Source organism: Sphingobacterium anhuiense, from assembly GCF_042686355.1.
In the GTDB taxonomy this organism is placed as follows: domain Bacteria; phylum Bacteroidota; class Bacteroidia; order Sphingobacteriales; family Sphingobacteriaceae; genus Sphingobacterium; species Sphingobacterium anhuiense.
On record NZ_JBHUPE010000004.1, the window covers coordinates 1,459,019 to 1,482,730 of the forward strand.

The 23,712-nt window shown below is 39.0% G+C and carries 23 protein-coding genes; 11 read left to right on the plus strand and 12 right to left on the minus strand.

Translation table 11 applies throughout. The annotated features are described in order from the left end of the window. Positions 1–11: 11 nt before the first annotated feature. Both ACFS6I_RS11850 and ACFS6I_RS11855 read left to right on the plus strand, forming a co-directional pair. Positions 12–926: a helix-turn-helix domain-containing protein gene (locus tag ACFS6I_RS11850; protein ID WP_380920758.1), complete on the plus strand. Its 915-nt coding sequence runs from the start codon at positions 12–14 to the stop codon at positions 924–926. A gap of 255 nt (positions 927–1,181) precedes the next feature. Then, on the plus strand, positions 1,182–3,626 hold the full coding sequence (locus tag ACFS6I_RS11855; RefSeq protein ID WP_380920760.1) for a TonB-dependent receptor: 2,445 nt from the start codon (positions 1,182–1,184) through the stop codon (positions 3,624–3,626). Here ACFS6I_RS11855 and ACFS6I_RS11860 read toward each other — a convergent pair. The 4 genes from ACFS6I_RS11860 to ACFS6I_RS11875 all read right to left on the minus strand — a co-directional run bounded on the left by ACFS6I_RS11860 (position 3,623) and on the right by ACFS6I_RS11875 (position 6,681). Next, a complete protein-coding gene (locus ACFS6I_RS11860; protein WP_380920762.1) occupies positions 3,623–4,435 on the minus strand; it encodes an AraC family transcriptional regulator in 813 nt (270 codons plus the stop codon). The genes ACFS6I_RS11855 and ACFS6I_RS11860 overlap by 4 nt on opposite strands. A 151-nt stretch (positions 4,436–4,586) precedes the next feature. After that, complete coding sequence (locus tag ACFS6I_RS11865; protein ID WP_380920764.1) at positions 4,587–5,597, minus strand: NADP-dependent oxidoreductase; 1,011 nt, start codon at positions 5,595–5,597, stop codon at positions 4,587–4,589. Between the two features lie 3 nt (positions 5,598–5,600). After that, complete coding sequence (locus tag ACFS6I_RS11870) at positions 5,601–6,401, minus strand: SDR family oxidoreductase (protein WP_380920766.1); 801 nt, start codon at positions 6,399–6,401, stop codon at positions 5,601–5,603. A 118-nt stretch (positions 6,402–6,519) separates the two neighbouring features. Continuing rightward, positions 6,520–6,681, minus strand: a complete 162-nt coding sequence (locus tag ACFS6I_RS11875) for a hypothetical protein (RefSeq protein WP_380920768.1) — start codon at positions 6,679–6,681, stop codon at positions 6,520–6,522. Between the two features lie 102 nt (positions 6,682–6,783). On the opposite strand from ACFS6I_RS11875, the gene ACFS6I_RS11880 reads away from it, so the two are divergent. Continuing rightward, positions 6,784–7,197 carry a winged helix-turn-helix transcriptional regulator gene (locus ACFS6I_RS11880; protein WP_380920769.1) on the plus strand — a complete coding sequence of 138 codons (414 nt, stop codon included), beginning with the start codon at positions 6,784–6,786 and terminating at the stop codon, positions 7,195–7,197. A gap of 255 nt (positions 7,198–7,452) precedes the next feature. Here the strand turns inward: ACFS6I_RS11880 and ACFS6I_RS11885 are convergent, their stop codons facing one another. From ACFS6I_RS11885 to ACFS6I_RS11895, 3 genes are all read right to left on the minus strand, one after another. Further along, positions 7,453–7,674 (minus strand): hypothetical protein, encoded by a 222-nt coding sequence (locus ACFS6I_RS11885; protein ID WP_380920771.1) that lies wholly within the window; start codon positions 7,672–7,674, stop codon positions 7,453–7,455. Between the two features lie 478 nt (positions 7,675–8,152). Continuing rightward, positions 8,153–8,590, minus strand: coding sequence for a DUF5675 family protein (locus ACFS6I_RS11890; RefSeq protein WP_380920773.1), 438 nt, complete (start codon positions 8,588–8,590; stop codon positions 8,153–8,155). A gap of 66 nt (positions 8,591–8,656) precedes the next feature. Further along, a complete protein-coding gene (locus tag ACFS6I_RS11895; protein ID WP_380920775.1) occupies positions 8,657–9,433 on the minus strand; it encodes a DUF6266 family protein in 777 nt (258 codons plus the stop codon). 640 nt (positions 9,434–10,073) lie between these two features. Here ACFS6I_RS11895 and ACFS6I_RS11900 point away from each other — a divergent pair. After that, complete coding sequence (locus tag ACFS6I_RS11900) at positions 10,074–10,928, plus strand: class I SAM-dependent methyltransferase (protein ID WP_380920777.1); 855 nt, start codon at positions 10,074–10,076, stop codon at positions 10,926–10,928. A gap of 163 nt (positions 10,929–11,091) precedes the next feature. Here the strand turns inward: ACFS6I_RS11900 and ACFS6I_RS11905 are convergent, their stop codons facing one another. Next, the gene (locus ACFS6I_RS11905; protein WP_380920779.1) at positions 11,092–11,403 is read right to left on the minus strand and encodes a helix-turn-helix domain-containing protein; all 312 of its coding nucleotides are present in this window, start codon (positions 11,401–11,403) and stop codon (positions 11,092–11,094) included. A gap of 3 nt (positions 11,404–11,406) precedes the next feature. Between ACFS6I_RS11905 and ACFS6I_RS11910 the strand changes: the two genes are divergently transcribed. Then, complete coding sequence (locus tag ACFS6I_RS11910; protein ID WP_380920781.1) at positions 11,407–11,628, plus strand: hypothetical protein; 222 nt, start codon at positions 11,407–11,409, stop codon at positions 11,626–11,628. A 405-nt stretch (positions 11,629–12,033) separates the two neighbouring features. Further along, positions 12,034–12,231, plus strand: coding sequence for a hypothetical protein (locus ACFS6I_RS11915; RefSeq protein ID WP_380920783.1), 198 nt, complete (start codon positions 12,034–12,036; stop codon positions 12,229–12,231). 118 nt (positions 12,232–12,349) lie between these two features. On the opposite strand, the gene ACFS6I_RS11920 is transcribed toward ACFS6I_RS11915, so the two are convergent. Further along, entirely contained in the window at positions 12,350–13,351 is a 1,002-nt protein-coding gene (locus ACFS6I_RS11920; protein WP_380920785.1) for a hypothetical protein, read from the minus strand. Between the two features lie 386 nt (positions 13,352–13,737). Here ACFS6I_RS11920 and ACFS6I_RS11925 point away from each other — a divergent pair, with 386 nt between their 5' ends. From ACFS6I_RS11925 to ACFS6I_RS11945, 5 genes are all read left to right on the plus strand, one after another. Then, on the plus strand, positions 13,738–14,322 hold the full coding sequence (locus ACFS6I_RS11925) for a hypothetical protein (RefSeq protein WP_380920787.1): 585 nt from the start codon (positions 13,738–13,740) through the stop codon (positions 14,320–14,322). Positions 14,323–14,666: 344 nt separating this feature from the next. Further along, entirely contained in the window at positions 14,667–15,656 is a 990-nt protein-coding gene (locus tag ACFS6I_RS11930; protein ID WP_380920789.1) for a helix-turn-helix domain-containing protein, read from the plus strand. An 11-nt stretch (positions 15,657–15,667) separates the two neighbouring features. Continuing rightward, positions 15,668–16,570, plus strand: coding sequence for a hypothetical protein (locus ACFS6I_RS11935; RefSeq protein WP_380920791.1), 903 nt, complete (start codon positions 15,668–15,670; stop codon positions 16,568–16,570). Positions 16,571–17,072: 502 nt separating this feature from the next. After that, positions 17,073–17,201: a hypothetical protein gene (locus ACFS6I_RS11940; RefSeq protein ID WP_380920793.1), complete on the plus strand. Its 129-nt coding sequence runs from the start codon at positions 17,073–17,075 to the stop codon at positions 17,199–17,201. A 116-nt stretch (positions 17,202–17,317) separates the two neighbouring features. Further along, on the plus strand, positions 17,318–17,542 hold the full coding sequence (locus ACFS6I_RS11945) for a hypothetical protein (protein ID WP_380920795.1): 225 nt from the start codon (positions 17,318–17,320) through the stop codon (positions 17,540–17,542). Positions 17,543–17,590: 48 nt separating this feature from the next. On the opposite strand, the gene ACFS6I_RS11950 is transcribed toward ACFS6I_RS11945, so the two are convergent. From ACFS6I_RS11950 to ACFS6I_RS11960, 3 genes are read right to left on the minus strand one after another with little or no spacing between them, the layout of a single operon-like run. Continuing rightward, on the minus strand, positions 17,591–18,847 hold the full coding sequence (locus ACFS6I_RS11950; RefSeq protein WP_380920797.1) for a TlpA family protein disulfide reductase: 1,257 nt from the start codon (positions 18,845–18,847) through the stop codon (positions 17,591–17,593). A gap of 21 nt (positions 18,848–18,868) precedes the next feature. Then, a complete protein-coding gene (locus tag ACFS6I_RS11955; RefSeq protein WP_380920799.1) occupies positions 18,869–20,227 on the minus strand; it encodes a RagB/SusD family nutrient uptake outer membrane protein in 1,359 nt (452 codons plus the stop codon). An 11-nt stretch (positions 20,228–20,238) separates the two neighbouring features. After that, complete coding sequence (locus ACFS6I_RS11960) at positions 20,239–23,586, minus strand: SusC/RagA family TonB-linked outer membrane protein (RefSeq protein ID WP_380920801.1); 3,348 nt, start codon at positions 23,584–23,586, stop codon at positions 20,239–20,241. Positions 23,587–23,712 lie beyond the last annotated feature (126 nt).

The following is a 23,712-nucleotide window of genomic DNA, read 5'->3' on the forward strand; positions in this document are numbered from 1 at the left end:
AAATTTATAAAATGAAAAATAATAAAACTTATTTTCTAAACACGGTTTCAGAACTTCATCATTTCTTAAACATCAAAAAACCAGCACATCCTTTAGTAAGTGTGGTGAATCTTGATGAGATCAATTCTTGTGTTGCTGAAGAAATGTTAACGATTGTCTATAATTTCTACACGATTTATCTGAAAAAGAATTTTGACGGAAAAGTAAAATATGGTCAGCAATATTATGATTATGATGATGGGATAATGACCTTTTTTGCACCCAAACAACTATTTTCGATTGAACAAAACAGTTCATCAACAGTGGAAGGTTGGATGATTGTTTTTCATCCCGATTTTATTCAAAGTTATGCTTTAGCAAAACGTATTAAAGAATACGGTTTTTTCGCATATGCCAACAATGAAGCATTGCATCTCTCGGACAAAGAAGAGTCCGTAATCTCAGGACTGATGCTAAATCTTCAACAGGAAATTGAAGCCATGATAGACAACTACACACAAGATGTTGTTGTTTCTCATATTGATCTGTTGCTGAATTATTGCAACCGGTTTTACAACCGTCAGTTTATTACACGTAAAAAAGCATCAAATGATTTATTCTTAAAATTTGAGGATTTCTTAAATGCATATTATCAACATGATGATTTAAGTGTATCAGGGCTGCCTTCCGTTCAGTACTTTGCCGAACGGCTATCAGTATCATCAAACTATCTCAATGATATGCTGAAAAATTTGACAGGGCAAACTACACAACAACATATTCAAAATCAGCTTTTAGAAAAAGCCAAAGAACTATTGTCAACAACGGAATTATCTGTAAGTGAAATTGCTTATCAGTTAGGTTTTGAATATCCCCAATCATTCAGTAAACTTTTCAAAAAGAAAACCGAAAGATCACCTTTAGAATTTAGACAGTCATTTAATTGACCGTTTAATTATTAAAACGTTATCAGGTTCAAAACCTCCTAGAGACTACGTCACGGGCTACTTCAGTACTCCTTATTCAATAACCCCGTCAGGGATCACCAAATCATTCTCCAAATGCCGACGACTTATCCGCTCCTGTGATAAAAAGTGGTAAGAAATGGTATAAAAAAGTGCATTTGAAAAAATTGGGGTATAATATGCGATCTTGGGCAGAAAGCTTTTTATCTTTTCTACTTTTGCCCAAACTTAAGCCCAATGATTAGATATTTAATTGCACTTTACTTCTTATTAACAGTTCAATTTGGAATTGCCCAGAGCATAAAGCTTTCCGGCCTGGTTAAAGACTCCTTGTCAAACACTCCAATACCTTATGCCAGTATTGGCCTACTTGATGCCGACAACAAGGTAATCGATGGAATGATGACAGATTCACTTGGAGCTTTTCGATTTTCCAATATCAAGAAGGGAAAATACAAAATCAATGTCAAATTCATCGGTTACAAACAAATACACCGGTCTATTGAAATCAAGGATCAAAAGAAAATCGATATTGGAACCCTCTTACTGGCTTCAACTGGGCAAAATCTTCAAGAGGTAGCCATTACTGCCAATACAGCAACACAAAAACACAGTAGTGATAGACAGGCGTATATGGCAAGTCAATACAAAAGTGCCACAGGTGGCACTGCATTGGATATTGTGAAAAATTTACCCTCAGCATCGGTTGATGCGAGTGGCAATATCAGTATGCGTGGTAATACGGGTGTCATTGTATTAATAAATGGGAAACCCTCTTTCCTGGATCCTGCAACTATCTTAAATCAGATAGCGGCCAACGATGTCACCGAAATAGAATATATCACCAGTCCCACCGCCCAGTTTGATCCGGATGGCAAAGGTGGCATCATCAATCTAAAAACAAAAAAATCTACTGCCGCTGGATTTTCCTGGTTAGTCAATCTTCAAGCCGGTTTACCGAGTATAGATGACTATAATAATCGTGAGCCGCAAAAGCGTTTCGGAGGCGACATTGCTTTCCAATACAAAAAGAAAAAATTAGCATTAAATGGTGCTGCAAATTATCTCAGAAATGATAATGCTGGATTTAGGGAAGGTGATGTCAATACGGTCATTGGGGACCGTCAGACCTTTTTTCCTTCAAAAGGTGAAAGAAGCTTTGATAAATATAACTTCGGCATGAGAGTAAACAGTTCGTACGAAATATCTGACAAACATGCTGTGAGCTTAGGTATGCTAGCTTCCCGAAAATTTCAAGATCGACTTGCCGATATTTACTATAACAACAGGACCATCCGTCCATCTACAGGTGAGGAAATAGGCCGAACAGACTATTTCAATTCTAATCTCCAGAATAAACAAGGAGAATTTTACATGTTCGATTTTAATTATCAATATCAAATCAACACCGCTAATTCCCTTCAAATGGGTGTTATCTATGAATATGCTCATATTTATGGCTCAACCAAAAATGGAAATATCGAGCATGATGTGGATACATTACAGTGGACCCACAATAAGTATAAAAATCCACTTCATGGATTAAGACTTTCCCTACAGCACACCTGGAAATCTGATCATCAGGAATTATCGACCGGTTACCAGTTAAGGAACGATAACCAAAAAGGAAGTTTCGACTATTACGCTTCTCAAAATGGCAGCAGCAACCAGCAATTAGTTCCAGAATTTACTGGTAAACTAACAGCGACCAATCGTGTACATGCTATTTTCACACAGTATAATCAGCAATTTTCAGCTACCCAGCTGTCCCTAGGTCTCCGCTACGAATATTACCAGCGTGATCTGCATTTACTTCATACGGATCAGAAATATCCCTATGCTATTCATCAGCTATATCCAACCTTTAATTTAATGCACGATCTGGGATCCGGTTGGTCATGGAAAGTAGCTGCATCCAGACGGGTGCAACGTAACAATAACTTTGAGCTGAATCCTATTCCAGAACGGGAACACTCCGAAACCTTAGAACAGGGAGATCCGGAATTATTGCCCGAATTCACTGTAAATACTGAAACCGGACTGATTAAAAAACTAAAAACAGGAAGCATTTTTTTCAACGGCTATTACCAACACACTAAAAATCCGATCCAAAGAGTAAATTCCGTTTATGCAGATACCATTCTTCGCCGTGTCTTCACAAATGCCGATTATGCCTCTCGATATGGAGCGGAGCTAGGTGGCGAAGGTCGATTGATTTCCTGGCTGAAGGTTAATGGAGGACTAAATGTATACCATTACAAAATTTCAGGACAGGTGTTAAATTATCAGGATACCAGAACAAATCAGGACTGGGTCTACTCCATTAATGCTGGTATTCAGGCTGATTTCTTAAAAAACTGGAGTACAGGACTACAGCTAAATTATTTATCGGAAAAACCCACTGTACAAGGTATGGATTCCCGATTTATCGTACCGAACTTTAATTTAAGTAAAGCTTTTTGGAAGGGAGCACTAACGGCTCAATTGCAATGGCAATTCATTGAGCTTGGTGACTGGGGTGTAAACGAACAACGAATTACCACCTACTCCAGTGACTTCTACACCACGACAAACTACATTTATGAAAAAAATATAGTTTTGCTTAATCTAAGCTTCAATATGCATAAACTGAATAAGTTATTTAAACTACCGAAAAGCGAATTTGGAGAAAAAGAATTTTAGTTTCCTTGTTTTTTGAATTCAGAAGGAGTCATACCCGTATAACGCTTAAAATATTTTGAAAAATTTGATTTATCAGAAAACCCTAAGGCATATGCGACCTCAGATATCGTATTTGCGGTATAGAACAACAGTCTTTTGGCTTCCTTAATAATATACCCTGCTAATACCTCCGACGCCGTTTGATCGGCATTAGTCTTGCAGTTAGCACTGAGGTTTTGTGGGCTCGTATTCAGCAGAGAGGCGTAGTGAGCAACATGGTTTACCACTCTGATCTCTTTGTTGAGTAATTCACAGAATCGGTCATAAAGATTTTGCTGCGTAGATTTAGCCTGTTTTGAACTGGCTTTATATTCTAATACTTTTGCCAAGAAAGCTTTAAACAAGCCTTCTTGGCAAATTTTATTATCTTCCACAGCTAAAAGCTTCAATAGATTTTCAAAAACGGCAGTTTTATCGAAGTATATGGTGTTGAAGTGACAAATAGTACCGACCAGCCGATTTATTTCCAGATCCAAACTTTGGCTCACAAAAGCATCTTTTACCAACAGTACAAAACCCTTTACCGGATTGACCAGCTCCCAATGATGTACATTATCTTTCTGAATGATGAGTAAACAAGGTGTCTTTATAATTGATTCCTGACCATCAATTATATGCTTCCCCGACGTAGAAGATAGAAAAACAAGCTCTAAATAGCCATTATGCTTATGCGGCCTGGTTATATTTTTGGACAGGTCAAAATCAACAACTTTTATTAACCTTTGAACATCCAGTTTATCTTTTATTGCTATCTTTTTTCGATCTTTCATTGCTTCACAATTATAGTAAACAATACTGTGAAAATTTACATATCAAAACAAATTAATAAGAACCTCAACCTATAATACATGATCATCCATCTTCTTGAATATAAAATCAAAGATTTTTCTCCATTGATTCATGTCACTATATCCAAGCGGATTAATCTTTTAAAGATCTGGTCACGACAACCTTGCCTTTTGCACGACCACTTTCTACATAAGTCAGTGCATCATTGGTTTTCTCGAATGGGAAAATTTGATCTATAACAGCTTTCAACTGATTAGCTTCAATCAATTTGGTAATTTCAGCTAATTGTTGACCGTTTGCGCGCATAAATAGAAAAGTATAGTCAATTTTCAGCTTGTTTGCTTTTTTTTCTATGCCCCTACTCAATAAACTTATTATCAATTTCATATACCAGGCTAAACCCAGATGTTGAGCAAAATCTACAGTAGGAGGACCCGAGATTGATATAATTTTCCCTCCTGGTTTTAAGATACCGAAGCATTTCTCCAATGTTTTCGTATCCTGACTATGCAATACAACATCATAATCACTGAGTATCTCTTCAAATTTTTCAGTTTTATAATCAATCAAAAGATCTGCTCCTAGCGCGCTAAGTTGATCAAAACTTTTTTTACTTGCAGTGGTCGCCACCGTTGCACCCAAATATTTAGCCAATTGGATAGCAATCGTTCCTACTCCACCCGATCCGGCCTGAATAAATACTTTTTGACCTTTTTTAATCTGAGCAATTTCAACAAGAGCCTGCCATGCGGTTAAACCAACGAGTGGTATGGAAGCGGCCTCTTCCATCGTCATATTCGTCGGTTTTAAAGCTATATCATTTTCATCTATGGCAACATATTCCGCAAAACCACCAATACTAAAATCGGGAAGCCTAGCATAGATTTCATCGCCGACCTGAAAGTTTTTAACTTTTGAGCCAACCTGCACGATAACACCTGCCACATCGTGACCTAGAGTAAGAGGCATTTTATAGGGTAATAATAATTTGAAATCGCCATGCTTTAACTTAGCGTCCAATTGATTGATACTGGCAGCATAGATTTCAACCAATACTTCATGCTCATTAATCTTGGATGCCGGAACTTCAACAAGTTCTAAGGTATCCGTTTTACTATAGCGGTTAATGCGAAATGCTTTCATTGATCAGGACTTTAATAAGGGATTTATTTTTTTCGGGTTAACAAGATTAAAAGTTAGTTTAGGGAAGATACGGTTTAAAATATAAACCAATTTCGAAGAGCCCACTCGAATGTGAAAGCGGTCTTTCTCTAATCCAGCAACTAAAGCTTTTACCAGTTCTTCGGGACTTAATTTAGGATCATTTCTATCTTCAGTCATTGCTGTAGCAACAAGTGGTGGTACAAGCTCAAAAACTTTCACATGGCTTTTTAAAATACCAAGATGTGCACGTAGAGCTGTTGTATAAAATGCAAGCGCAGTCTTCGATGATGAGTAAGTCGCCTCAAGCAAAGAAGGTACATAACTCAACAGCGATGTGGTATTGATAATCGCAGTTTCAGGTCTTGACTTCAACATATCAAGAAAAAGATTATTCAAACGAATAACTCCTAAATAATTGATATTCATCTCATAGGTCGCCCCTTGCAGATGTTTTACATCTGAAATACCGAGATTAGAAGGTTCGACTCCAACTCCGGCATTATTATATAAAATATCTATTCCACCGAGTTTTTCGATTTCCTTAAAGAGTAACTGTGCTTCTTCCTCAGAAGCGACATCACTTTTAATCGGAATGACACCGGGGTACATTGCTTTTGCTGCGTCCAATTTAGCTTGATTTCGTCCTGTAATAATGACATGAACACCTTTATCTAAAAATTGTTTTGCGGCCTCCAGTCCTATTCCAGATGTTCCCCCTGTTATTAGTATTGTTTTTCCTTTTAATTCCATAATTGATATAAATTGCTTAAAGTGTTTCTTCATTCGTTAACAAAATGAAGACCCGTAGTAAAAACCTGCTACTCTGGATTTACATCCGAAGGTGCCAAACGCTTTTCACCATTGCGCAGATCTGAGTGCGAATATGCACCAGTTGTAATGATTAATCCGGCAGAAGCACGCTGTTTGTAATAAAGTGCGTTAGATCAGTTGCTTTACTTTCGGGATTATCAGAACGGCTTCTAGTCATGGGAGCCATCACTATACGGTTCCGTAATTGTAATCCATTTTTATGGTAAGAATCAAATATTGCACTGTTCTCCATGGTATTAATAATTTAAAATCGTAAATTTGCTTGCATTTTGCAAGTACAAATATAAATATCAACTTGCAAAATGCAAGTGTTTTTTTAAAAAAGTACATTATTATGAAAAATAGATCGCAATGCCCTATCAGCTGTTCACTAGATATTTTAGGAGATAAGTGGTCATTATTGCTTATCCGGGATTTGATGCTTTCGAAGCAATGCACGTATGGTGACTTCTTAAAATCTGAGGAAAAGATCGCAACGAATATCTTGGCTTCAAGATTGTTGATGCTCGAAGAAAATGGGCTGATCAGTAAATTAGAACATCCGGAAAGTAAAGCAAAAGTGTTATACACGCTTACTAAAAAAGGAATAGATTTACTCCCATTATTGATTGAGATGCAATTATGGGCAGATAAATATTACACGATACCCGTTGAACGTAAAGAGATTATTAATACTGTAAAAAAAGACAAAGCAGGTTTTATAAAAAAGCAGAAGAAAATATTATTGGATTTTGTAAAAAACCCGTGATTTTTTTATAAGATACTATACCCTAAATACAGTTTAGCAAAGTTTAATTCTCCTTAACATATTTACAGGAGCAAGTACCCTAGTTGCCTGCTCCTGCATCATGATCACTTTTTCCTAATTCTCCCTAGAAGTCGACTAGTCGCATAGCTCACGACCGTCCCGACTACAGCCATCAAGGCAGTATGTGCGACATCGCCAAGAGAGAAGCTCGCCCAGATGGAGCAGAGCGTACCACCAAGAGTACCGATACGGATATCATTCCATTTCATCCCGCACCTCCTTTTCTTTATTAGGAAGGATTTGCTCTGGTGGTACATCCTCCTCTCCTTTTTTTTCCTTATTATCCAGCACAGTTTCTACTACACCAAGCCCCATAGCGATGTATTTAATAATATTCAGTGCCTTTCCCGGCAATTTTATCGGCGCCAGCAAGACCACTTGTAACGCCGCACTTATTTTTTGAATTATCTTTTTCATGTTTTTAATTATTAAAAGGTCTAGCGTTCCGACTGCGTAATTGCACCGAAAAAGAGGCGTTAAAAATGAATTTCTGTCTGAGTGAAACGAGTTTAAATTCATTTAGCCTATTTAAGGTGAAATAGCATTAAGGAATGCAACCTTGATTTTTTTGATTACTTTTTTCATCAAGGAAAAAAGTAATTGCCTGTCACGGCATGAGTGACAACATTTAAATTCATTTAGCCTCTTCAAGGTGAAATAGCACAAAGAAATACAGCCTTGAGTTATGGATTCGTGTTTGTTTTTTTGGCATCCATGGTCTCCCTCCGGTCGGCTTTTGATTACTTTTTATCAAGAAAATTCTCGAAGAGATTCTTGAGTGCCAATTAAATCAAATCATTGACGAAAAAAGTAATTCGCCCTGTGCCGGCGACAGAGGCACAAAACATATTATGTCACTTCGTCACCAATCACTCCGTTACTAGTCACTATGTTACTACGTCACTTCAATAAACACCTCCCCTTTCACCATCATCGCCAACAGCTTCTCATAGAGCGTTACATATGCCTTTTTTGACTGATAGATTTCATAATCACCATCTACGAAAGCCATTTTATTTCCGACCAGCACACATCCGGAGGTATCTCCGATATTGTTGCCGATATGGATATAGACATAACTAAAATTTGGGATATCTAGGATCTCGATCATTCCACGGTGCAGCTCAGGGAATCTTTTGCGGTAGCGTGCATTCATCCCACCGTAAGTATTCAGACCAAGCCGGTATTTACCAGACGGAATTGCGGTGCTTCCTTTAATTTTATTTTCCCGCACCGCATCCTCCAGACCGTAGCAGACAAATTCGCCATCGAGGTATAATTCAGACAAGGTACTTTCCTTCCCCTGTTGAGTACGGATTAATGTTAAGTTCATCGTAATTAGATTTAGAGATTAGGGAAGCGAACCAGCGGTTCACCTCCCTAAAAACACATGTACAGGTTATGCTAAAACAAGTTCACCGAGGTAATAACTCAACGAAGTTTTGACGCCATCACGATGCCCCGTGAAGATCCAGCCTTCCAAAGTATCACCCGTATAGCTGACCGGTAAAGGCAGCGATAACGATGCATCCAAACGCGTTGCCGATTCCATGATACTGAAGAAATTCTTCGTTTTATTGTACATGAGCAACACCACCGAATCATCTGCAAAAGCGTTGAACTTATTGATTTCCGGAGACCATGAAATCTCTAGTTCACCCGCATTGATTTCCGCCCATTCTACCCCCATTAAATTGGAGAGCGCACCTTTGGAGATCACCACCTTCGAATAGTCAATTTCCAGGCTCGGATAAGTCCCTGTTATACCGTTGTTAAGCAAAAACTGCAATGCTTTGTTGTATCCTGTAGCTTTGCCCTGCAGTTTATCTGAATACCCCAGGTTGAGCACATCTTTGATCGGCGAGAGAAAAGCCACCGCCAAAGCGAACTTTGTACGTTGCTCCATCTGACCAACCGAAGCCTTTTTACCTGTCATTTTTGGTAGCGATTTGACATAATCGACGCTTCGCCATGAACTCCCTACGACGCTTCCCACTTTACCCGAATACGCGCCTACAATACCTTTTAAAAATCTTGCCATTGTGTTAATTTTAAACTGTTTACATTGTGACCTGCATGCCGGTCGTTGCTGATATCGAGAACTAAAGTAGAGGCAAAAACAAGGAAAAAAGAGTAATGATCGTGTATGATCGCAGATGAGAGAGGGCCCTATCATTGCCGATCAAAATCGGTCGTATTAAGGCCTAAAAAAGGAATAGCTAGGACAATCCGCCGACCCAGATTCGGTCTTAAATCCAGACTGAATCGGGATAGATTCGACAATTTATCGGTAGGTGTTCGGCAGTTCTTCGACAAGTTGTCGAAGAACTGTCGAACAGCAGTCGAAGCCTTCCCGAACAAGTCTCGAACCTGTCTCGAACGGCAGTCGAAGCGCTCTCGAACAGCAGTCGAACAGTTCCCGAATAACGGTTATAAAAAAGTGATCTATAATGATAGGTTGAGAGTCCAAGAATAGATCATTTTAGATCATCTAAACTCATCGCCATTCTTCGTATTGCAGGTCCCATCAAACTATTAAATCAGCATTATTCCTCAGTAATCAATACTATAAGGTAATATTTGTAAAAATTTAGAAAACATTTATAGCTTCATAAAAACTCATACTACTCTTCTAATTTGCACTTCCGTTAAAGTATCGAATTGAGGATTTATTCTTCAGTAATCAATACTACAAGGTAATATTTATAAAAATATTGCAAAACAATTATTTAGAATTTCATTTTATTTAGTATTATTGTGATAGTAAAGATCAATAGAAAACCCTTATACCTTCAACTAGAACCTTTTTTTTAATCATGATCAGCGAGCCCTTAAAAAGTAAATTTAAAATTTCACCGACAGCCAGTTTAGTGCTTTGTTTAGCCAGTGAACTTTATCGAGACGGAAAAACATGCCAGGCATATGTAGAAAATATCGATACTTCAGAAGGAGAATCGCTGGTAAAGAGTTTTAAACAGGTATTCGAACACTCCGAATCCATCGCAATACTGAGAAAGCGGTACATCCGCCATCTTTTCGAAGACTATGCCAAGCAATACCCAAAATTCCAGGTCTGTATTTTAGGAGCTGGCCTTGATCCACTTTCACTTTATCTGCTAGAGCAATACGGTGACCAGATCGAGACTATTTTTGAAGTAGATATGGAATCAATGGACGAAAAACGTGCTATGTACACCAAATTGATCGGTGATAATGATAAGTTAAAGCTGATAACACATGATGCTACCGATATTGATGCTTTGTTGGCTGAAATGAAAAAATTGGGCCATCATACATCAATCCCGACTATATTCTTACTGGAGGGTTTCGTTTATTACATCAGCCGGGACAAGTTCAGTACTTTGCTTGAAAAATTAGCCGCCGCCGATGGACAGAAAGCGGTAATACTAGACTATGTTATACCATTTGAAACTGTTCATGAAAGCAATCGGGAAAAATCCCGACTCATGCTCCGTTCGCTGGAAAAAGGATTAGGTTGGCCAATTATGGTTTATCATACCTTTGATATCACAGGGTTGATCCAATTTTTTAAAGGAAATATAATGACATCTGATTCAACACAGGCCATGGAAAAAACATTATATGGGGAAAACAAAATTTACATTCAACCAACGAGTGGCTTTATGGAAATAATAAGTTTTAAGTTTTGATAAAGATCGTGAAGCTGAAAAATTCAGCTTAAATAAGAATCTTTTTACTGAGGCAGATTTCCTATCACTGAATACCAAATCAGCATAAAGAACCTTTAAAATAAAGCATTTCAAAAGGAGTGTTGAAATGCTTTATTTTTACTTAAATAGAAGTAATCCCAGATCAGATCCGTCCTCTTCTTCTGCCCTCCTCCAGTTGCTGCAACAAGTCCTCCTTATAAAAATAATGACGCTTACCTTTCCTGCGTGGCATCAGCTCTCCCTGCCTCACCCATCGGTAATAGGTTGCAATTGAAATATTGAGGATAACCAGCACATCGCCGATATCCAGCAGTTCGGGCATTTGTGCATCATGCGATGCATCTTCAGACTGATCTGGATCGTGAACAACCTCATGAACCCGAGGCGCTGTTTTGCAAAGCAACCGGATAATCTCATCCAGTTGCCTGCAGATTCTTTTCACTAAACTGAGCATAATATGATCGATTTAATGTCCATTACTGCAGCCTTCACGAAAACTTCATTTCCATTACAGATGGAAAGATCCTCGACCTTTCCGCTCCATTTGATTACACGTACTATTCTTATCATCATGGTTTATTTTTTTGATACAGCGAATATGAAAAACAGTCAAACAGCAACGGGATCAAATGAGGAAATATGCGGAAAAATGATACCAAATAATACCAAGCTGAACTAATTGTAAGCGCATCAGAAATCAGATGAGCGTGCAGTTTGCGCAGGGATTGTAAAATGAGCAAGCCCACGCCATAATCAACTGCAGTACCATCAGATCAATTTAACTAACCTAAGCTATTATTAAACAAATTCGCGGATTTTCATGTTTTACCTAGCAAATAGCCAATAAAAACATTTTTCTGGAGAGGAACCGAGCCAAAAACGATATGCTTCGTCATCGTTTACCCGATCCGTTTTGTATATATAAAAAAATAGCAATCACAAGCAGACTTAACCTGTAAATGCTGGACTAAACAGCAAGTAGCATCAATATCATGTGCTTTGTTATACAAACAATATACTGCGATAAGATAGGCCCGGTAGTGAATGTTTGCTAAGGCGCAGACCTTCATAAACCAGACAAAAAATGAAAAAAAGAAACAGAATCTGCATCTATCCAAAAGAGGCAGCAGTACTATTAGGAAGAACTGAAAAGCACACTTACAGAATCTTTCAGGCCATACGCGATTGCTACGGACTGAAGTCAAACCAGTATGTCAGCATCAGTTTATTTGCAGACTATACGGGATTACCGGAAGAAGAAATTAGAAAAGTATTGCTCTAATATGCTTTAAACTGAAACAGCTGGAGAGGACTGTTTCTGATTATCCCGATCGTTTCTATGATCTGCTTTCAGCAATAAGCGCACCCTTTGAAATAAAAAACAAGAAAGATCACATCTCTTACTTCCTAATCGGAACCCATGTATCCCAGCCCACATGCGTTAAACTATTTCGTTTACTCCAAAATTCTTTAATATACCGGTCAGTGATGCCTGCACCCATGGTCAGCATCAAAGTAATATCCGACTTAGCCATTTTTCTAGCCAGACCTTCTAATGACTCTTTATGCAACAAGAGTGATCTTCCCGCTTTATAATGCGGAAAATCGACCAGAAGCATATTAACCATATACCTGTCCGATATTTTCACCATCCAGTGCTTCAGATCCAATGTTGCCAGCACTTTCATGATATGATCACAGCGCACCATGGCACCGTCCGAAAAGATAATATGGTAGGACTTACTTTCTGTTTTAATTGCTACCAGGTCAAAAAAACGAACCATCCACATATCCAAAAATAAGGGTCCTACCCCCGCTACATGAACCAGATAGGTGTACATCTCATTCAGCGCTATTTTTGCTGGCAGTCCAGATGCATCATGTGTCTGCACAGGGACTTCAACAAATTTTTCGATCAAGACTTCTTTTACCACCTCCACAACATTCTTCTGAGGATAAAAAAGAGCCCATGCTGTATTATATTTGATCAAGTACGCCATCCAAACTAGCACCAGGCAAATAATGCTTGCCTTATAGATGCTGAACAGCAATAACATATTCCAAAAATCCTCCCTGTGCCAGATCCAAGCTGAAGTAAATACAAGCAGAACGAAAAGCGAAGGCACAACCGAACTTATGTAGTAGGCCATTTTTGCGGTTACGCCAGACCAATCTGCCCTAGAATTTTCGAGACGCTCTGCAAATACATACCGCATGCCACCTACCATGATCAAACTTGTAAATAGATAGATCGACACGATGAAGCTCAGCAAGAAAAACTTTGTGCTCCAGATCGGATTGCTATTCCAGCTGAACTGATAGCCCAGCTTATTAAAAACAATAGGAACAATGATCAAGATTAAAACATATAAGAAAATTTTATTTCTTTTGATACTGGTCATTTTTTAAGTTCATTAATATTATTTTACAATAAAAGAACCGTGAAAATAAAAATATTAACTGAATACAGCCATTTAATTTCGTAACAAAGCTGATAGTATAACCAATATCACATTTTTAACAATTAAGCAAGCAAAAATTTAAAGTTATGTAACATACGTTTAAGATGAAAAACCACCCATCTTAATCCTAATTTATAAGATTAAGATGGAAAAAAGTCCATCTTAACCCCTCCTATCCTTCTCTAACTAGGTAAATCATCCTATTTTCTAGATTTTTGATTTATTGAAATTCAAATAAAACAGGATGTAATAATACTAAACGCTTCAATTAATTAAAGTAAAAAAAGTTCATCGCAATTGCCCTGCAATTACTGATGGGAAAATCAATGATCAACAAAATAAAAAACCGTAATCTAATGGCAACTGTAAATTATCAAAATCTCTTGTTCGAAACACTTCAAAATCTAGCACCGGTACCTCCCGATTTATGGGCCGACATACTAAAAGTAACTGAAATCAAACCGTACAAAAAAGGGCGACACCTATATGCCCAATTCTTGGACCTGCATATTATACTGGAAGGCATTATTATCAAACGCTGGGATGATGGAGGAGCGATTCCAAACGATGTCATCGACTTTATTTGTAAAAAGCAGTTCATTTTTCATAACGAAGATGTAGACGGCAGTTATTTTGAGGTCGATGACGATTCAGTAACCGCCTTTATTAGTCAGGCGAATATGTTGAAACTACTGGATCAGAATCCTCTTTTTGTGAGGCACAGTGGTCATTTTTTCGCAGAAGTAATGAAACGGCGCTCTTTCCGGGGTAAACTGCTCAACCTAACTGCACTCGACAAAAAGAAGTGGTTTAAAAAGGAATATCCGGAACCTTATAGAAAATGTACTGTGAAAGATAAAAGTTCATTTTTAGGTATGACACCCAATTATTACAGTAATCTCGACATTTAAGAAACCATCCATACCTCAGTTCATCCAAAGAACTGGGGTTATTGAAACCACAAGCTATAAAACTACAATATTGTAGTTCAATATCCCCAATATTGATGCTCAACTTCCCAAATATCATAGATCCAAACCAATCTTCTTGCCATTATCTTTACTTCAGTAGATCGGTACAATAAATACAGATGTCTCCTCTCCCATCTGTGTTTACCTACCTGATTGAAAAAAAGATGCAATAGAGGTGAACTTACAATATAATAGCCAGATCCGATTATCATAAAAGCTGCACCCCAAGTTCACCCCTTGCATCTCTAAAACATATTTGCTGAAGCACATGATAAAACCGAATTATGAAACAAACCATTATTCTCAATCATCCACCCGATTTCCAGGAGGTAGCTCATTCGGATTTAAGGGTTACTTATCCCATACGCTATGCCCACACCACTTACTGGGCAAATGCGACTAACCGTTATGCAGTGCAGACCTTCGATGGACGATATGCCTACATCTATTATTACGAATTTTGGATCGACACTCCAACGACACTAGGGCTCACCTCTATTGCGCCAGATCTGCACCTCTGTTATCCTTTACTAAGTACCGGGGCACAACCGATTACACTACATGAACCTAACGCACAGCTCGCGCTTCATTTTCAGCACGAACGTGCCAGTTATCTTTATCTGCCTAACACTGAACTGACAGTCGATCTGCCCATGGGCCACCACATCATTATCGGGATCACGCTTGATGCTGGACTGTTCAGACCGCATCTGGAGCGTCATTTTGAATTTGTCATGCCACTTGTAAACGCCAAACGGGCGGTTGATCCCGTGCCTCTTCAAAGCTCCGATTTTAAAATAGGTCCATTGACACGTACAGAAATCTTAAACCTCTTCAGCCAGATCAACCCCAGAAATATGGAAAACGAATACCTACTCGTCCACCATCAGATCTATCTCATCACTTTATCGAGACTCAAGATCATTAGCGAGACGACCAAAATAAACACAACAATAGCATTAGTAGATCAGGCACGTGCCTATCTGGAACTCGCAGTAAGTAAGTTTGGCGCAAAGGCACTGATTAAAGACATCGTTAAAAGTCTACAGTGCGGCCACAACCAGCTAGCACAATTGCACAAGGAGTTTTATGGTTGCAGTTTACACGCATACCGCAACCAATTACTCCTCGAACGCATTATAAGACAATTGGAAGACTATCCTCAACAGATCGCTACTTTGGCCGAGCAATTAAATTTTGCGGGACATAGCGAACTCAATCGCTTTTTTAAAAAGCTGACCGGTAAATCTATCAGTCACTTTAAGAAACCGTAATTCAAAGACTTATGATAGCACATGTTTTCGAAAATCTATCTGACCAGCGGATGAATAACATACTCCAGAAAATGTATAGTGAAGTACCGCGTGTAATGAAAATGCTTGCACCCGAAGGATGGAAAAAATCCAATTATCACAAACAGATCCAAGAGCAGCAACAGCATGCTTATCATGAATATATCGCGGATACACTAGCTGGAAAACTCCAAAGTAGCTGTATCAATAAAAAGCTCATGGATGAAGTTACTTTTCTAAATAAATATGCGCTCAACCATGAAGAGTATCATTCTTTCAAATATCCCGGGATAGACCAAGATGAGCAAGAAGTATTTTTTATCTTTTTGCTACTGCTCTTGGATATCAGTGAAGAAGGCGATCTGTTATATCAGCAAACTAATCAAAGTGACATCATCCATTATTACCTCGCCTATGTAGATGTGGAAAAAATAGCACTGGAAATTGCAGGTGAACAGGGGCATATCCTGAAGGACGATATTGAATACTTTTTGTTCAGTGATTTCACCATAGACTGGGATGAAATGGAACGGTTCAATTGCCTGCGATTAATCTTTAAAATATTGCAGACGGAAAAATACATCTGGCACCATATCGATAGTGAACTGCAGCACATTGCTATCTGTTATCATGAAGATTACTATCTAGCATATAGTGCGCTACCTTATTACGAAAAAAGTCTGCAGCAAAATGAGATCATAAAAACCATTCAACAGTACGTGAGCAAGTATAAAGAAAGCTGGTTAGATCCGTATGATTTTGAGGCAATTATCGCACTTTATAATCGACATAAAATTAATTACTCCGTACTGGCCTATGTACATTGCTACCAAGCATTTCCGGTAGGATATCCCTACCAGGTCTACCACTACTTAGACGGTTACTCAAAAGAATAAAACTTACAAGATGAAAAGTGCACAATCAAGAAGTGAATTCTACCTAACACCTGCCTTATTTTACAGTCTATCTTTGATATAGATTCAAATGAGGGTTAGAATGTAAAATGGTTAATGAGTTAGAGAGACTGGAAAGTGAGAAGGTTAGAAAATAAAAAATAGGTCGGTGTATTTAATTGAAATAATGTCATGATTAACAATGTAGGTATAAAAAAATACCGTCGCAAATTTGCGACATTCCCCGGTGGCCGGGGCAGGAAATAAAAGTCCACTTTAATAGTAAAAGCCTCCGTTTCGTGGAAGCTTTTACGTGGCCATCCTTCAACATGTAGGATGATCGATTTGAACCGATATGAATATACGAAATATTTATATCATATTAAAACTCACTAAAAACTTGTCAATTATGGCTTGGTTTTCTTTCACGGGTACTAACCCGTCTCAGCCTTCCCACTATACATTAGTGGCGTCGCAACCAACATGTCCTGGATTAACACAAAGAATGTGTGCATTACAGGCTATGAATGATGGTGCAAACAATCCGGTAATTACGGATGCATTGCAAAATGAAATCATTAATTCACTTGAGAATCAGGTGAACGGCACGAATGTGAAGTTGAAGGCGCGATAGACGGTTTAAGTACCGTAAACAATAGCGTTCGCTAAATTAAATAGTAGGGTATGACGAGGAGTCATACCCTAATTATAAAAACAAATTAATTATTTAACAATCTAATATTTAAGACTATGAATTGGTTTAGTTTTACAGGAACAGATCCTTCTCAGCCCTCACATTATACATTAGTCCCGTCGCAACCAAGCTGTGCTGGACTCCCTCAAAAATTGTGTGCATTACAAGCTCAAAATGACGGTTCTAACATCCCTGTTATTACCGATGAGTTAAAACAAGAGATTATTGACTGTATGGAAAACATGGTGAATAGTACAAATGTCAAGTTAAAAGCGAGATAAAAGATTGGGGCTGTATTTCATTTATACAGCCCCTTTCTAATTCCAATATTAGTTCACCTCTTCAATAACAAGCACCTCTTGCATACCACGCCCTATAACAGCTTCAATTCCATAAGCAGCCAGTTGCTCATTGAACTCTTCTAAATTTGTATAAGGTCCTATCGTAATCTTTTCCTTACTTTTTACAAGATCCAGGACAGGAGGAAATTGTTCACCCATATCAGTCATTGTTGCCAAAATTAAAGTGCCCATATAATCCATTGCCCCTTCAATAGCTTTACCTTCATAAGGTTTCACAGGACAGGGTTTTAAAATTAGACATTCTATTTCCTTCATTGTTTTATACGATGTGATACCAAAAAAATTATGTAGATCATTCAGCACAACTCTGGCCTGCACCGAATCTGCTCTTTGCATCTTGTCCAAACGTTCGTAGCAGATCGCATTTTTCACATACCACACATCACCTTCATTACCGAAATCATAATACTTTTCCGGGTTTTTAACGTTAAAAACACGTCTTTCTGCTCGTGTAATATAATTCCCAGGCTTTATTTTTGCCCAGGTAAATTTAATCGCATTACTAATAGATTCATTATAAAAGGAGGTTTTAATCAATCCTGAAATACTATCCTTTTTAATACGCATGGACTCGCCCGGTACACCGTCCTGATAACCGGTTATCCAGACTCCCTCTCTGGTTTTCTGACTAGCGTTATCGATCTGCCCAGCCAGATCCCCTTTTCCAAAATCGTCTTTCAGCGGTAAAGAAACCGTACCTGTGTTGTAGAGCTTTAGGATATTTTCTTCTGTGACCAGTCTATTCCCTGTAACCGCATGGACTTTTCCTTTAAATAGAAAAATAACATGTGGTGCACTTTGATGTGGAAAACGTTCCTTTAAATACGTATCGGCGAAGATAACCGACAGATTAACGTTGTTTTCTTTAAGAAATGCATTTGTAGCGTAGAACTTGTCCAGCGTAGCTTTATCCTGCCAAGCAACATTAAAAATCTGCAGCTTGTCCTTTAATTTATGCTGCAGTTCCTGAAGTTCAGGCATACTTTGTATACAGGTACCACAGAAGGTATCAAAGAAATCCAAGATGACAACTTTATTCTCTAGTGCCTTCCAGTCTATCTTTTTCACCTCGCCACGCATCAGCTGCACACTTGAAGGTGGTGTAAAGGTATCTCCTACTTTAAGGGATTTGCTTAAATCTACTTTTTGGTTCGGTTGCGTATGTGCAGTACTGAACGTAATCAGTAAACAGATTTGAAGTGCGATCAATTTTAAATGTTCCATATTTGCTTTTTTTATAAATGATTATCGATTATTTTGAGGTAGCTTCCCAACAGAAACTACAGGTTCAGGAAGTCGGAAAGCATACTTTCGGCTGTTAAATGGAAGTGTATAGGTTACTCCATTTACTATTCTGGTCAGATTTTTCTGAAAACGGGCATCAAGGTTCAGCCGTTTAAGATCTGACCAGCGGCGCCCGCGAAAGAGCAGTTCTTTCTGTCTCTCTTGAAGCACCAAAAGCAATAGCACATCTGGATTAGTTTCTGTAATCGGGACATAATTGTTCTTATCCTGCCTTTTGCGCAACAGGGTATTAATGGCTAGCAAAGCTTCACTGATCTTGCCGATTCGCACCGCCGCTTCTGCTTTAACCAGATACATTTCACTAGTCGTCAGTCCAACAAAAAGATTATTATTGGCCTTATCATAATTCCCTTTGAAACCATAAGAATTCTCAGGGTAAACATTTGTAGCAAAATAGATAACTCTCCTTAAGTCATTGTTTTCATAGGATTTATAAAGAAGAGAATCAACTAATCCGTTAAACAAACTCATTGGGCCAGCATTGGCACTGACCGCAGCGAAAAGCACTTCCACATTGAACTTCGGTATGGGCAGATTGTCTGTTGCTTTCAAGATATTGAAATCCATCAGTTCGCTATGGGTTTGCAAGCTGGAGTCTGCGTAATTATAAGCCTGCTGATAATCGCCCATATACAAATAAGCTCTTGCCAAGCCTGCATAGGCTGAAGCACGAAAAGGTCTCCCTTTTATCGTTTCGCTTATCGGTAATCTGCCAGCGGCCACTTTATAATCCGATATAATCTGTTCATAGGTATGCTTTAAAGAAGCACGTGTAGATGGAGCGTCAATGCCGGGATCCAACCGAAGTGGAATGCCCATTTCCGCAGAAGCAGTTTCCTGTTGATAGGCGGGTGCAAAAACTTCTGCCACTTGCTGAAAGGCAAATGCACGAAAGAAGTGGGCCATACCGATCAAATTTTTAGCTTTTTCAGAAGCGCTCTCCGCTCCTAGCTTACTGATGATATCCAGCGCCTGATTGGCATTGTAAACGACTTTATAAGGTCTCTGCCACTGTACCACATCATTATAGGGTTCATCCGTCCAAGTATGAGCATTCCGCTGATCCAGATTCATGACGCCATCAAAAGTTTCGGCACTCACATCATATTGATCGGTGCTCCATTCTCCATATACCGGATAGGCGGTATTCATCGTCGTATAATCATTGAGCAAAAATTCAGCATCATCCAAGCTTTTAGGGACGACCATTTTGATATCGGGTTTTTCTTCCAAGAAATTGGAACAGCTTGAGAAAACCAATACGAGCGCGATACCGATCGAAAAAATCTGTATTTTCATGATAAGATAGATTAAAGATTAAAACTAAAACCAAGGGAAGACATCAATGGATCAGGAATAGCTGGTCCATACTCGCTGTCGATTCCCCATTTATTGGCGCGCCATATCGTGCCGATATTCTGCACATAGCCATAGATCTTGCAGTTTTTAAGTTTAAAATTAGAAGCAAAAGGCAAATTGACCGTCAACTGGATATCTCGCAATTTGATCTGGCCACCATTTTCCACCAAGGCCGTAGAGCCCATATATACCCTACTGGCATTGGAGTTATTGGGATAGCTAAATGCCGGAACATCCGTGATCTGTTCGTCACCCGGTTTTTGCCAGCGCAGTGCATAGTCCTTATGCCCGATATTATCATTCAGGAAGCTATTGTTACTAAAAGAATTGCGCAGAAATTTATGTCCAAGCTGATAGGATATATTCCAGGACAGCTCCACAGCTTTATAGCGGACACTGTTGCGCCAGCTTCCGGTATACAACGGAATTGTCGATCCCATATATTCCAGATCGGTCGCTTTCAAATTGGTGATGGCACTGTAGTCTTTTGATATTTCGCCATTGAGGTAAGCACGTGGTTCACCTGTCTCTGGATCCAAGCCGGCCCATTTATAAGCAAGCAGACCAAAAAGATCCATTCCCTCAAAAGGTGTATTCCGGTTACTGGTCAATCCACCGGCTATATAATCCTGTCCGATGTCATTCTGTACAAAAGCTTTTAACACTTTGGTACGTATATAACTAAACACTAAATTACTGCCCCATACCCAATTTTTAGACTGCACAGGCAGTGCATTTAAAGAGATATCCCAACCCTTGGTTTTTAGATTCGCACTGTTCACCATCATGGTTGAAAAACCTGTACTCGGGTCAATGCGATCTGAGGCAATCAGGTCTTTCGCATTCTTTTCATAGTATTCGATACTACCCGATAGCCAGTTGTTATTCATTGCAAAGTCCAACCCGATGTTCTTGATCCCTACGCGTTCCCATCGCAATTTCGGATTTGGAGGTCTTGTGATCATTCCAAACTGTTGGTTATTGATAAAATGAACCTGACTTTCTATGGACATGATGGGATAAGCCGAAACCATATTATTTACATTACCATTATAACCATAGGTGGCCCTTAATTTCAAAAAGCTGAACGGACTATCCTTTAGAAAAGCTTCATTGGAGGCAATCCATGCAGCCCCCACCGACCAGAAAGGCTGTCCCCGATCATTACTTTTCACTCCAAATAGATTGGAGGCATCTTTCCGAAAACTTCCACTCAACAGGTAACGGCTGTCATAAGTATAACCGGCATTTGCAAAATAGGAAATGAAATTATTGCGCAGGTGCTCATACCGCGACCGGTCAACTATTGTTTTAGTCCCAAATGAGCCGTTCATAAAAGGAAATTCCACCCCATATGCTACGGGCTTAAAAGCACCGGTTTCTGGATCAAAGCCATGATACTGCGCATAATTCAGTTTTTTATCACTCATCCGGATTTCAGATCCCAATAGAAAAGAAAGCTCATGCTTATCCAACCATTTGCGATTGTAATCTGCTGTCATGCGACCCTGATGGGCAATATTGTTCCAATTGCTAATCCCTAAAAAATCGCCAACAGGCAGATTCCAGGTCACAGCTTCATCCGTATAACTCGCCAGCCCATTGATATCATCCCGCTGGAAATAGGATCCTATACCCTGCCACTGTTCAATAGGAATAATCGATCGCTGATAAGCATACAAGAGGTTTAATTTCAAACCAAAATCAAACGAATAACTGGTATTGATATTCGAAAAAAACTCCTGTACTTTTTGCGTTTCTTTGGTATCATAAAGTTCTTTCAAGGGCCGGTACGACCAATCAAGTAAACGCCCACCTGCCACGGTATCCTGATAAACCGGATTAAAGCTTGCTATATCTACAACCAAGGGATTACCATTTTCATCCGCCATATTCATATACGGGTACATACCAGCTCCTTTTCCGATTTGATTGTATTGAACCGGAAAAACACTCTCTCTTGTCTTGGATTCGGTATACATCATTCCGATATCCACAAGCATATTTTTAACGGGGCGCAACTGCGTGTTGGTCTTTAAGTTTAAGCGCTGATAGGAAGATGTGACGACTTCATTGAGATTCTTATCATAGCCAACTGAGAAGATGGTATTGATCTTTTCACCACCAGACTGCAACTGCAGGTTATATTGCTGATTCACCGATCTGCGGTAGATGTACTTTAAAAAGTCGTCCCGCATATCCGTAGCCCGCATCTCGCCGATTGCTTTGTTAAATTCATCGTTCGATATTTTCCCTGTCCGTTTGTTTTCCATTAGCCACAGCGCCGGCTCCGGATTATAGTACCATTGATTGAACTGGCCATTGTAGCGTCCTTTATCAAATAAATACTGTTGCAGATCAATATAATCGGACGACTTCATCTGTGGGTAATAATAGAGATCAGGTTTGGCTTTGATGCTGATATTGGAATTAAAAGACAGTGAAGTCGGATTGTTAAATTTACCCCGTTTGGTCGTAATCACAATTACACCATTCCCGGACTGCGCCCCCCATATGGAAGAAGCTGCGGCATCTTTCAGCACCGTCACACTTTCAATATCGTTGGGATTGATGTTGTTAAAAGTACCTTTGCCATAATCGCCACCTCGGCTATCATAAGGCACACCGTCGAGTACAATCAAAGGCCATCTTTCCGAATTCATGGTACTGATACCACGGATATTAACATTGAGTAAACTGCCCCGGTTGGTATTGTTCTTCAATGCCGAGATCCCAGGCACCACATCCTCCAGCCTACTTACAAAATCCGTCGATACTTTACGATTAAAAAGTTTATTATCGACAAACTCAAATGAACCTGTCGCTCGCTCTTTTGGGATTTTCTGATAACCGGTAGATACCACCTCTACTTCTTGGAGTTTATTATCCTCAGGTATCAATTTCACTGTCAATGATACCCCTGAGGTATAATTAATTTCCTGAGTTTTAAAACCTACATAAGAGAATATGATTTTACCTTTTCTATTATTCAGCAACATTTCAAATGTTCCATCCTGTGAAGATTTAATCTGTAGATTTTCTTTATCGATACGGATGGATACCCCCTGCATCGGTGTACCGTCACTGGCCGATACTACTCTACCTGCAAGTTCATATTTTACTTGCCCATTCACCCCGCTGTCCTTGCGGGGTGTCTGAGCATATAAACTAACCATATGAAAGATCATCAATAAGGAGAGCAGTAATAGCTTGCTGAGTAGCAATAGCTCTCCCTTATATTTACCGAGCTTTTGGAGATCGCTCCAGTGCTTGGTTTTATATCTATTATCTATTTTCATTGTTGTAATTTCTAATGTATATAGCTCCTGCTGTCCCCTTCAACTACCGAGGGTGACTTGTTCCTAAAGTCTTTTTCTCTGCCCTCGGCAGCATCTGGGCTTCTAAACAGTGAAACTATATTCGTT